The 11875-nt window shown below is 72.9% G+C and carries 8 protein-coding genes; 1 reads left to right on the top strand and 7 read right to left on the bottom strand.

Annotated elements, in window-relative coordinates; translation table 11 throughout:
- Positions 1 to 232: 232 nt before the first annotated feature.
- The 3 genes from murJ to BN3788_RS06530 are packed head-to-tail and all read right to left on the bottom strand — an operon-like array spanning position 233 to position 4822.
- Positions 233 to 1993, bottom strand: coding sequence for a murein biosynthesis integral membrane protein MurJ (gene murJ, locus BN3788_RS06520; RefSeq protein ID WP_234346517.1), 1761 nt, complete (start codon positions 1991 to 1993; stop codon positions 233 to 235).
- Positions 1980 to 4271, bottom strand: coding sequence for a DUF6049 family protein (locus BN3788_RS06525; protein WP_066583314.1), 2292 nt, complete (start codon positions 4269 to 4271; stop codon positions 1980 to 1982). Before BN3788_RS06525 ends, murJ begins: the two co-directional genes overlap by 14 nt.
- The gene (locus tag BN3788_RS06530; protein WP_082812658.1) at positions 4268 to 4822 is read right to left on the bottom strand and encodes an NUDIX hydrolase; all 555 of its coding nucleotides are present in this window, start codon (positions 4820 to 4822) and stop codon (positions 4268 to 4270) included. The genes BN3788_RS06525 and BN3788_RS06530 overlap by 4 nt, the downstream gene beginning before the upstream one ends.
- A 68-nt stretch (positions 4823 to 4890) precedes the next feature.
- On the opposite strand from BN3788_RS06530, the gene BN3788_RS06535 reads away from it, so the two are divergent.
- The gene (locus BN3788_RS06535) at positions 4891 to 6360 is read left to right on the top strand and encodes a CCA tRNA nucleotidyltransferase (protein WP_066583322.1); all 1470 of its coding nucleotides are present in this window, start codon (positions 4891 to 4893) and stop codon (positions 6358 to 6360) included.
- Here the strand turns inward: BN3788_RS06535 and BN3788_RS06540 are convergent.
- The 4 genes from BN3788_RS06540 to BN3788_RS20230 all read right to left on the bottom strand — a co-directional run bounded on the left by BN3788_RS06540 (position 6338) and on the right by BN3788_RS20230 (position 11875).
- Complete coding sequence (locus BN3788_RS06540) at positions 6338 to 8164, bottom strand: GAF domain-containing SpoIIE family protein phosphatase (protein ID WP_234346518.1); 1827 nt, start codon at positions 8162 to 8164, stop codon at positions 6338 to 6340. The two genes, BN3788_RS06535 and BN3788_RS06540, sit on opposite strands and share 23 nt — an antisense overlap.
- Before the next feature lie 54 nt (positions 8165 to 8218).
- Positions 8219 to 9565: an MFS transporter gene (locus tag BN3788_RS06545; RefSeq protein WP_066583330.1), complete on the bottom strand. Its 1347-nt coding sequence runs from the start codon at positions 9563 to 9565 to the stop codon at positions 8219 to 8221.
- Between the two features lie 64 nt (positions 9566 to 9629).
- Complete coding sequence (locus BN3788_RS06550) at positions 9630 to 10304, bottom strand: TorD/DmsD family molecular chaperone (RefSeq protein ID WP_066583332.1); 675 nt, start codon at positions 10302 to 10304, stop codon at positions 9630 to 9632.
- Between the two features lie 32 nt (positions 10305 to 10336).
- Positions 10337 to 11875, bottom strand: coding sequence for a DMSO/selenate family reductase complex B subunit (locus BN3788_RS20230; protein ID WP_315969744.1), 1539 nt, complete (start codon positions 11873 to 11875; stop codon positions 10337 to 10339).

Below are 11875 nucleotides of genomic sequence, written 5' to 3' on the forward strand. Positions count from 1 at the left end.
CGAGCGCCTGCGCGGCGTTCGCGGAGTCCAGGATGCGCACGTGGACGGCGCGGTCGAGGATCTGGTCGGTGGCCTTCCACGACGTCGATCCCTCGAGGTCGGAATCCATCGGTTGCAGGACTCGGTACCGTCCGGCCAGCACTGAGCCGCGTCCGACGACGTCCTCCACCGGGCCTCCCGCAGTTGTTCTTGTCCCGACTGTGTGCCGGTGCTCCATGCTAGGCGGTGCCGCTCAGCGCCGCCGACCCCTTGCCCTTCGGATCACCATCTGGACCAGGGCGTCGACCTCCCGCACCCGCAGGACCTTGAGCAGGAGCACGTAGACCAGGCCGATCGCGAGCCCGGCGGTGACGCAGGTCACGATCGCGCTGCCCATCCCGCTGACGGGTCCGAGCAGGTGGACCACCAGCAGGCCCACTGCCGCGGCCACGATCGCCGCCCCGACGGCCTTGGCGTGGACGATGGCCACCCTGCGGCCGTCGACCCCGTGCAGCCGGCGGCGCAGCACGATGAGCGCCACGATGGCGCCGACGACGTAGGACAGGCTGGACGCCAGGCCCGCGCCGGCAACCCACCAGGACGGCTCCAGGACGGCCTTCGCGAGGTACGTGCCGGCCACCACGACAACTGCCATGCCGACCTGCATGGGGAACATCGACCGGGCGTCCTCGTAGGCGTAGAACACCCGCTGGCACAGCGACCACGCGCCGAACGCGACGAGGCCGAGCACCATCGCCACGATCACGGGGGCCAGCGCCGACCACGCGTCATCCCCGCCGGACGGGAACATCACGCGTCCGATGGGGTAGGCCAGCACGGCGATGGCGGCGGTGGCCAGGACGGTGAACAGGCCCACGGTGCGCAGCCCGAGCGACAGGTCGGCGCGCACGCCGTCCACGTCGCCAGCCGCCGCGGTGGCGGACAGCCGCGTGAACAGGGCCGTCGCCAGCGACACCGTGACCAGCGAGTGGGGGAGCATGAACACCAGGAACGCGTAGTCCCACAGCGCGTTGCCGGCGTAGGCCGGGTCGAGGCTGCCGGCCCGGGAGGTCACGCGGCTGACCGCGAGGACCCCGAGCTGGCCGACGACGAGCGCGGCGAACGTCCAGCCGGCCACCCGGCCCGCCGAGCGCAGCCCCACGCCGCGGAAGCCCCAGCGGGGCCGGTACCGGAAGCCCGAGCGGTACAGCGGGATCAGGAGCACGAGGGCCTGCGCGGCCACGCCCACGGTCGCGGTGCAGGCGAGCAGCGCGACCTGGCCGCCGCCCCACGCGCTGGGATCCTCGAGGGCGGAGGTCTGGAACGAGCCGTTGACCAGCACGAACACCAGCAGGCCAGCCATCGACACGAGGTTGTTGACCACCGGGGCCCACATGTACGGGCCAAAGGACCCGCGCGCGTTGAGCACCTGGCCGAGCAGCGAGTACAGGCCGTAGAAGAAGATCTGCGGGATGCACCAGTAGGCGAGCAACACCGTCAGCGACTGCACGGCCGGGTCGCTGAAGTCCGTGTACAGCGCGGTCAGCAGCGGGGCGGCCAGCGTGAGCAGCAGGGCCAGTCCCAGCAGCATCGTGGCGCCGAGCGTGAGCAGCCGGTCGACGTACTGCTGGCCGTCGGCCCGGCGGTAGGCGCGGACCACCTGCGGGACGAGCACCGCGTTGAGGACGCCGCCCGCGATCAGCAGGTAGAGCACGTTGGGCAGTTTGTTGGCGGCGGCGAAGGCGTTCGCGGCGTCGCCCGTGGCTCCGATGGCCCACACCACCATCGCGGCGCGGACGAGGCCCAGGATGCGTGAGACGAGCGTGCCGGAGGCCATCAGCGCCGTCGAGCGACCCATGCCTGTGGCGTCGCCCGCGGGGGCCATCGGGACGGAGCCGACGCCCTCGGCCACGTCGGGCCCGAGCGTCGCCTCGGCCTCAGCGTCGACCGGGGGTGCGAGGGGCTCGGCGCCACCGTCGTGGGGTGGCACGGCCGAGCCGCTAGCGGTGCTCACCAACGTCCTCCTGAGTGTGGGGTGCCGGGTGCTCGTCCTGTCCGGCGGCCTCGGCGGCTGCGGCGGCCTCGGCGTCGGCCTGCGCCTGCGCGGCGAGCCGCGCGCCGCGGTGGGCCGTCTGGCCCCGGCGGACGGTGCGCACGATACCCGCGACGAGTCCGGCGGCGAGGATCGCGCCGACGATGCTCAGCCCGACGTCCTCGATCGAGGGTGTCACGCGCGCGCTGAACGCGACGGGCGCCGACAGGACCGTGCCATCCTCCGCGCGGAGCACGACGTCGACCATCACGTCGCAGGCCGAGGTCGCCCGGACGTCCACGGTGACGACCTCCTCGGAGGAGGCGGCCACCGTGGTGACCGGCGACGCGGTGGCCTTGAGGCAGGACTGCCGGGAGAGCATCTCGACCCGCACCGTCGCCGGCTGGTCGAGGGCGTTGCGCACGACGAGCCGGATCTGGCTCGAGCTGGCCGCCACGGTGACCTGCTCGCTGAGCAGCACGGTGAGCCCGCTGCGGCGTTGGGTCGCCTCGTCGAGCACGGTGTCGACGAACACCTTGCGCTCGGCGAGGTCGGAGCGCCATGCGACGGCGAGCGGCGCGATCAGCCTGCGGTCGAGGCCGTCGAGCAGGCGCTGCGGGTCGGGCACCGCCTGGGCGAAGGCCGCGACGTCGTCACGGGCGCCCCCGAGGGCGTTGACGTGGGCTGGGGAGAGCTCACTCGAGCTGTTGGCGGAGGCGGGCAGCGTCACGGTCTCGGCGTCCTGCGCCACCAGGTCGGACACGGAGGCGGACTCGACCCACGGCGCCGCTGTGAGCGCCTTGAGCTGGGCCTGCACCAGGGCCGCGTCAGGCTCCCAGTCGCGCGGCACGGTGATCAGCAGGCTGGTGCCCGAGAGGGACGCGGTGCGCGCCGCGACGGCAGTCTCCGCCAGGACCCGCTGGGCGACGGTCGCGGGCGTGGCGCCGGGCTGCACGGCGTCGGGCGTCGCGAGCAGCTTGTTGAGCGTCGCGTCGGGGACCAGCAGCGACGCTCGGCCGCCGGAGGTGTCGACGTCCACCCGGGAGGTCGCCTCGGGGAGGGCCGAGCTGCTGGCGGACGTGCTGGACGGCGCCCCCACGACCAGCGGGCCGGCGCCCGACCGTGCCGCGAGCTCCGCGGTCTCCTCGTCGACGGTGGCGTCGGCGGCCCACAGCAGCCGCGCGGGGGAGTCGCCGAGCACCTGCGAGGAGGCGGGCGACGTGATGCCCAGCGCGACGTCGAGGAGCTCGCTCTCCGACGCGTGCGCGATCGCCGCGAGGTCGGGGTCGGACCAGGGCAGCGCCATGACGTCGGTCCGGCCCGCCTCCGCCGCGAGGCGTTGCAGCCAGGCGCGCGCGGCGTCCCCTCCGACGGCGGCCTGGTCCAGCAGTCCGGGGTCGATGGCCCAGGTCACGGTCGACTGGCCGGCGGTGGCCTGCAGCAGGGTGTCGAGGCGGCCGCCGGTGGAGGTGAGCGCCTCGAGCGCGTCCCGGGAGCGCTCGGTCGAGGTGTCCACGGCGCCGTCGTCGGCCCCCTCCACCCCTTCCGCGCCCGACGTGTCGGCCGTGCCGGTCGCCGCGTCCGCGGAGGCGGCCTCCTCAGCGGACGCCAGCTCCAGGGCGTCGAGGTCCGCGGTGGTGAGCCCGTCGCCCACGACAGGCACCAGCACGTTCACCGCGACCTGGCTGAGGTCGGCCGGGTCGTCGGAGGGCGACCACAGCAGGAAGGTGCGCTCCAATCCCACACGGCGGGATTTGTCCGAGAGCTCGACGGAGAGCCCGCGCGGGCCCCAGGCCGAGGCGGAGCGGAGCAGCCCGACGGACGCGGCGGGGACCGTCAGCACCACCTCGGCGCTGGCGCCCGGCTCGAGGGGCGCGTCCAGGTCGATGGCCTGCACCGGGCTGCCGGCGTCGTCGCCGGGCGCGGAGCTCGTCCAGGCGGCCAGCCGCTCGCTGCTGGCGAGTCGGTAGCGGCTGATCCGCAGTGTCGCCCGCGGCTGCTCGATGGCGGTGTCGCCCGTGTTGCGCACCACCGCCTTGACGGTGAGGTCCTGGTCGACGGTCAGCACCTGCGGCTGGACGGCGGTCACCGACACGTCGACGGTCAGCCCGTCGGTCGCGGGGGCCGCGCTGGCCGTCCCGCCGGCGCCCGGGAGGGCGGGGAGCAGCACCGCTGCCAGCGCCAGGAGCATGGCGAGCATGACGAGCGGCCCGCGATGCGCGTGCCGCCGGAGCGTGGGGGTCGAAGGGATCAGGTTCATGCCTCGCCGACGAGGACCGCATGCGCGGCCTCTGCTAGTCGTCGCTCATTGGGGTAGGCGAGCCGGGCCGGCAGGTCGGTGAGCGCCACCCACTCGACGTCCTCGGCCTCACCGTCGGGATCGCCCTCGACGCTGAGCTCGCCGCCCACGGCGCCGAGCAGGAAGTGGTGGACGACCTTGTGCACGCGGCGATCATCCCCGGTGAACCAGTAGTCGATGACGCCGAGCCGCCGCACGATCTGGCCGACGATGCCCGTCTCCTCGGCGATCTCGCGGACCGCTGCCTCTTCTGGCGTCTCGGCGCCCTCGAGGTGGCCCTTCGGCAGGCACCACTCGAGGCGGCCGGCGCGGTTGCGGCGCGCGATGACCGCCGCATGCCGAATGCCGTCCATCGTGTGCACGACGAGCCCCCCGGCGGAGGTCTCATCGACCACCGGCAGGGTGTGCGGCAGCGTGCGCGCGGACGCGGCATCCGGGTCGATCCGGAGCGCGTGTCCCCCCGGCGGCGCCGGGACGCCACCCGGTCGCGCGGGATGCGCAGGGCTCGACATGTCGCCACTGTAACGACTTCTCCGTATCGGGCTTTCATGCCCAGCGGCGTCTGGCAGGCTTGGACGTTGTGCCGACCACCGACCAGACCGCCCTCCTCGCCCTCCAGCGGCGTGCTCTCACCGTCCTCGCCGACCTCGCGCCCGCGGCGATCGAGCTCGGCGAGGTGTTCCAGGCCGCCGGTCACGAGCTGGCCCTGGTGGGCGGGCCCGTCCGGGACGCGTTCCTGGGGCGGGTGAGCGCGGACCTCGACTTCACGACGTCGGCCTCCCCGGACGAGACCGAGGCGCTGCTGGCGCGGTGGGGCGACGCGCACTGGGACATCGGCCGGGAGTTCGGCACGATCGGCGCACGCCGGCACGCCCGGCGCACGGGTGGCGAGGACGTCGTGGTGGAGGTCACCACCTACCGCACGGACGCGTACGACCCCGCGTCACGCAAGCCCGAGGTGGTGTTCGGCGACACTCTGGAGGGGGACCTCTCCCGCCGTGACTTCACGGTGAACTCGATGGCGGTGCGGCTGCCCGAGCTCACGTTCGTCGACCCGTTCGACGGGCTGTCCGACCTCGCTGCCCGCAGGCTGCGGACGCCGGTGGCCGCGCGCCAGTCCTTCGACGACGACCCGCTGCGGATGATGCGCGCGGCCCGGTTCGCCGCGCAGCTCGGCTTCACGGTGGACGAGGACGCGTTGGCCGCCATCCGTGAGATGGCCGATCGGATCTCCATCGTCTCGGCCGAGCGTGTGCGGGACGAGTTGGTGAAGCTGCTGCTGGCGCCCGTGCCGCGTCCCGGGCTCGAGGTGCTCGTGGACACCGGCCTCGCCGATCACGTGCTGCCCGAGCTGCCCGCGCTGCGGCTCGAGATCGACGAGCACCACCGGCACAAGGACGTCTACCAGCATTCGCTCACGGTGCTGGAGCAGGCCATCGCGCTGGAGACCGGCCCCGACGGCGATGTCCCCGGGCCCGACCTGGTGCTGCGGCTCGCGGCGCTGCTGCACGACATCGGCAAGCCCGCGACGCGCCGGTTCGAGGACGGCGGCGGGGTGAGCTTCCACCACCACGAGGTGGTCGGGGCGAAGCTCGTGGCCCGCCGGCTCAAGGCGCTCCGGTTCGACAAGGCGACGGTGCAGGCCGTGTCCCGGCTCACGGAGCTGCACCTGCGGTTCCACGGCTACGGCGACGGCAGCTGGACCGACTCGGCGGTGCGGCGCTACGTGACCGACGCGGGGCCGCTGCTGGAGCGGCTGCACCGCCTGACCAGGTCCGACTGCACCACCCGCAACCGGCGCAAGGCGGAGCGGCTGTCCGGCGCGTACGACGACCTCGAGACCCGCATCGCCCAACTGCGCGAGCAGGAGGAGCTGGCCTCGATCCGCCCCGACCTCGACGGGCAGCAGATCATGGAGGTGCTCGGCATCGGCCCTGGCCGTGACGTGGGCGCCGCGTACCGGCACCTGCTGGAGCTGCGCATGGACCGGGGCCCGCTCGGCGAGGACGTCGCCCGGGCGGAGCTGCTCAGCTGGTGGCGGGGCCGGTAGGCCGGGCAGGCCTGACCACGGGCCTGCGGACGACGAGCACGCACACGTCGTCCTCCTGCTCGGAGCCCACGAAGCGGCCGACGAGCTGGTCGCGCACGTCCGCGGCGCAGGCGTCGTCGGAGACGGCCGACAGGGCGCGCACGAGCTCCGCGATGCCGTCGCGCAGCGACCGGTCACGGCGCTCGATGAGGCCGTCCGTGTAGACCACGAGCATCGCGCCCTGCGGCAGTTCCACCTCGGCCTGCGGGTCGGGCGTGTGGAGGTTGACGACGCCCACGGGGGTGGTCAGCGCCTGGTCCAGTGACAGGACCTCGCCGCCGCGCAGCCGGATCAGGGGCGGCGGGTGCCCCGCGCGGGAGTAGGTGAGGCGGTCCGGTGGGCGCGGGGCGGCTTCGACGTCGGCCGACCCGTCCGCGGGCTCCTCCGGGCGTTCGAGCCGCAGGTACACGCAGGTGGCGAGGTCGGCCATGCCCAGGCCGCGCACCAGCTCGTCGAGATGCGCGATGACGCGCCCGGCCCGGGCGCCGCTCCACGCGTGCGAGCGCAGCACCGAGCGGAGCTGGCCCATCGAGGCCGCCGCCGCCAGGTCGTGGCCCACGACGTCCCCCACGGCCAGCCCGATGGCGCCGTCGGGCAGCGGCATCACGTCGAACCAGTCGCCGCCGACCTCCGCGCGGTGCAGCGCCGGCAGGTAGGACGCGGCGACGTCCAGGCCGGGGACGGTGGGCACGTCGGGCAGCAGGCTGTGCTGGAGCGTCAGCGCCGCCGAGCGCTCCCGCAGGTAGAGCCGCACATTGTCCAGTGCGATGGCGGCGCGCTGGCCCACATGCCCGGCGGTCACCACGTCCTCGGCGGTGAAGCCGTCCACCGTGTCGTGCAGGAGGCACAGCGCGCCGATGAAGTGGTCGCGGGCGCGCAGCGGCACAGCCAGTGCGGCGCCCAGCCCCAGGCGGCGCAGCACCTCGAGGCGATGTCCGGGCACCTGCTGGGCGAGGGCCTCCAGGTCGATCGAGAACGGGCGCGCGTCGAACCGGCTGTCGTCGGTGCGGGCCAGCTCGAAGACGGCTGAGCGCATCACCCACGAGGGGTCGCCGCGCTCGAGGTCGTGCGCGTCCTGCGCGCGGACGGGGTGCCGGGCGGCCACATGCAGCCGTTCGAGCCGCCCCCGCTCGTTGGTGACGACGATGAACCCCCAGGTCGCCAGCCGGGAGACGGCGATCTCCGCGAGGGCCACCAGGGCATCGTCATAGTCGAGCCTGCGGGCGATCTCCTCGCTGACCTGTGCGAGCAGGTGCATGCGGGCCCGGGAGGCCTGGGCCTCGCCGAGCGCCGCGTCCCGCGCGCGCTCGGACTCGACGCGGGCGGTCACATCGGCCTGGATGCCCACGTGGTGCGTGAGGCGCCCGTCGGCGTCGTACACCGGGCTGATCACCACCTGGTTCCAGAACGGCGTGCCGTCCTTGCGGTAGTTCAGCAGGGTGTCCGCGACGGTGAGGCCCTGTGCGAGGGCCTGGTGGATCCGCGCCACGACGGTGCGGTCCGTGCGAGGACCCTGCAGCACGCGGCAGTTGCGGCCCAGCAGGTCGGCGGCGGCGTAGCCGGTGAGGCGCTCGAATGCGGGGTTCGCCCAGATGATCGGGTCGTCCGGCGAGTGCGGGTCGGAGATGGTGAACGAGAGGTCGCTGGCGATCACCGCCCGTGCGTGCAGGTCACCGCCGAGAACGGGCGCCCGGACGACCCCGTGGGGATCGGTCGCGGCCCCCGCCAACGCTGCCCGCAGCATGCCCGATGAGAGTTCACTCACCTTGGCGAGACTACGCACGATCCCCGGGGAGCGCGCCCCTGGGCGAGGAGTCCGTCAGCCGCCCTCGACGCCCTGCGCGCGTGGCGTCCGGGGCAGTGCCGCGGGACTCTCGGCATCGTGTGCGGCGACGGCGCGGGCCGTCGTGGCGCGGTAGCCCAGCGCAGCGGCGGCATAGCCCACCGCGAGGGCCACGAAGACCGGCCGCGACCAGCCGGTGTCCGGGAGGCTGACGGCCGCGAGGGCCGCGGCGCCGACGAACGCGGCGTTGTACATCACGTCGTACAGCGCGAACGCGCGGCCCCGGTACTCGTCGGCGGTGTCCCGCTGCACGATCGTGTCGACGGCGATCTTCGCGCCCTGCGCCGCGAGCCCCAGCGCCGCCGCGCACAGCAGCAGCGGGACCCGGGCCACGGTGACCGCCAGCACCGTCTGCGTGGCCGCGGCGAGCAGCAGGCACAGCACGATCCAGGTGTGCGGGCCGATGCGGGGCGTCAGCACGGGCGTGAGCACAGCCGCCAGGACGAAGCCCACAGCGGACGCGGTGAGCACCAGGGAGAACACCGCCAGGCCGGCCGCCGCATCGCTCGGGTCGGCCAGCAGGTTGCGGCTGATGAGGATGCTCGCGATGAACGCCACGCCATAGAGGAACCGCGACGCCGCCATGACGCTGAGCGCCGCGGCGGGCGTGCGCCGGGCGATCAGGTGCCGGGCGCCGTCGACAAGGCCGTGGCCCATCTCCCGGATCTGGGCGAGCACCTGCGACGAGCTGGCCACGGCGTCCGGGCCGAGCGCGTCCCGCCCGATGCGCAGCGCCAGGCAGCCGGCGGTGACGTACACCAGGCACGCGAGGACCACCGCCCCGGCGTCGCCCACCGGCCCGCTGGGCAGCACCAGGCCCAGCCCGAGCCCGATGGCGCCGCCGACCCCCACCGCGCCCGCGCCGAGCGTCGGGGTCAACGAGTTGGCCGTCAGCAGCAGCGGCCCGTCCACCACGCGGGGCAGCGACGCGGACAGCGCCGACAGCAGGAACCTGTTGACCGACAACGCGAGGAGCGCCAGCACGTACACCGCGGGGCCGACGCCCACCGTCACCATCAGCACAGCGATGACCAGCGCGATCACTGCCCGCACCAGGTTGCCCACCAGCAGCACCTGACGGCGCCGCCACCGGTCCAGCAACACGCCCGCCCACGGGCCCACGATGGTGAAAGGAAGCAGCAGGACGGCGAACGCGATGGCCACGTCACCGGCCGTCGACTGCTGCTCGGGGTTGAAGAAGAAGAGTGTCGCGAGGCCCACCTGGAACAGCCCGTCACCGGCCTGGCTGCTCAGTCGCACGACGAACAGCCGACGGAACCCCGGAAGGCGAAGGAGCTGCCGGAGCTCGCGGATGACACTCATCCCGCCAGGTTAACGACCTGCGGGAGCCCTCAGGCGCGGCGTCAGCCCGGGGGCATCCGCGCCGTCATCCGACGAAGGACGCCTTGGCCTGCTCGAGGGCTCCCCGGGTGAGTGCCGCGACGCCCCGGTAGAAGTCGGTGCGCGCGTGCTCGGCCACGAGGTCCAGGCACTCCGGCGCCCAGGCCAGCACGTGGTCGGTGAGGAACGTCGCGTGGGCCGCGAAGATCGAGTCGAGCATCGGCCCGTCGTCCTGGGACAGTGCGTCCAGGCCGCGCAGGCACAGGTTGCTGAGGAAGTTCAGCTCGAGGCCCAGGTGGTCGTCCGGCTCGCGGTTGAGGCGCGGGGCCTCCAACCCGAACGCGCGGTACGTCGCCCGGACCTGCAGCGTGGGCTCGTCGAACAGCAGGCGGTCCACCGTGCGGTACACCGACTCGTACGGCGTGGCGAGGAGATGGCCCGGGCCCACGAAGAGCGCCTGATAGTCCCGGTTCAGCGCGGTCGGGTCTGCCGTGGGCTCGATGCCCCCGGCCCCGACCGCGCTGCCGAGCAGACGCAAGCCCTCCGTCGTGGCGGCATCCCGCTCGAGCGGCCACTCGTCGAGCAGCCCCGGCTCAGTGAGGCGCGCGCAGAGATCAGCGTCCGCCGGGGCCAGGAACAGCCGGGAGAGGAAGCCGTACGCGGCCGCGAAGGAGTCGAGCCGTGCGCCGATCAGCCGGTTCCCGTCGAGGGTCGTGCTCATGAGATGCCGCCTTGCAGAGGGGGGGGAGTGGTTCACATGCCGATGCGGTCGAAGGAGGAGTAGAAGAGGAGGCGTCCGATGGTCTCGGAGGCGATGACGAGGGCGAAGGCTGTGGTGGCCAGGTAGACGAGGTGGCGTTCGGCGCCCTTGCCGGCGAAGCGGTAGAGGAAGAAGCCGAGGATGCCGGCGCCGGCGAAGACCAGGACGAGGCGCGCGATCAGGTAGGCGCCGCCGCCGGTCATGAGGAGGGCGGCGGAGGCCTTGGCGTTGGCGTTGCCGGTGGCGAGGTCCAGGGCGTAGATGGGCAGGACGATGAACTCGACGCCGAGCAGGACGATCGCGGAGGCGGCGATGCGGCGCAGCGAGGTGCGCAACAGTGCGGCGGTCTGCATGTCGTCGTCCTGGTGCTTGCGCTTGCGCAGGGTGTAGACGACGGCGAACGCGGCGCCGATGGCCAACGCCCCGAGCAGGAAGGTGGTGGTGAAGAACGTGACCGGGGTGGCCCAGTGGTTCCAGGCGGGGACGGTCGGGAGCATGTAGACCATCGACATGCAGTAGACCAGCGCCAGGCCCACCAGGGCGGTGACGCCGGCGAGGATCTGGCGCAGCATCGGGGTGAGCCAGTTGCGCCACTGCACGAGCGCGAAGGTCGCGCCGAGGCCCGCGAACGCGGATCCGAAGAGGATCTCCCGGCTGAGCCAGGAGGAGCCGAGGTGGTTGATCGCGTTGAGTGCGTTGAAGGGATCGCCCAGGTGGAGCATCGATCCGGCCAGGCCCAGGACCATGGCGGGCCCAATAGCGTAGAGGGCCGGGATCGAGAGCTTGTCGACCGCTTCTTGTCCGTGTGTGCGGACGAGGCTGAGTTGGACGAGGCCGAGGATCACGAAGGATCCGACGGACATTTGGGCGAGGATGGTGAAGGCCACCAGCGGCAGCTCGTGGACGTTCATCAGATCTCCTCGGGGTTGCCGATGGCGCCGGTGCCGTGGCCGGTGGGCTGGGCGTCGCGGTGGGGGGTGATGACCAGGTTGGGGCGGGTCATGGTGGGGGCGGGCATTTTGCACACCGATGGCTGCGGTGTCGCCGTACTTGGCGCGCAGCTCCTCGATCTCGCCGAATTCGAGTGCGCGGGAGGGGCAGGCGGCGACGCAGGCGGGTTGTTCGCCGGCGTTGACGCGGTCGATGCAGAGGTCGCATTTGGTCATGACGCCGGCGTTCTTGTCGTACTGGGGGGCGCCGTAGGGGCAGGCCCATTCGCAGTAGCGGCAGCCGACGCATTTGCCGTCGTCGATGGTGACGATGCCGTGCTCGTCCTTGTGCATGGCGGTGGTGGGGCAGACCTGGACGCAGGCGGGCTCGTCGCAGTGGTTGCAGGAGATGGAGGTGTAGTAGGTGAACACGTTGGGGGTGAAGGTGTCGCCTTCTTGTTGCCAGGTGCCGCCGGAGTATTCGGCGACGCGGCGCCAGGTGACGCCGACGGGCAGGTCGTTCTTGTCCTTGCATGCGACCTGGCAGGCTTTGCACCCGGTGCACAGGGTCTGGTCGAAATAGAAGCCCAGTTGCTTCGCCAT

The sequence above is a fragment of the Cellulomonas timonensis genome (genome assembly GCF_900046455.1).
Classification (GTDB): domain Bacteria; phylum Actinomycetota; class Actinomycetes; order Actinomycetales; family Cellulomonadaceae; genus Cellulomonas_A; species Cellulomonas_A timonensis.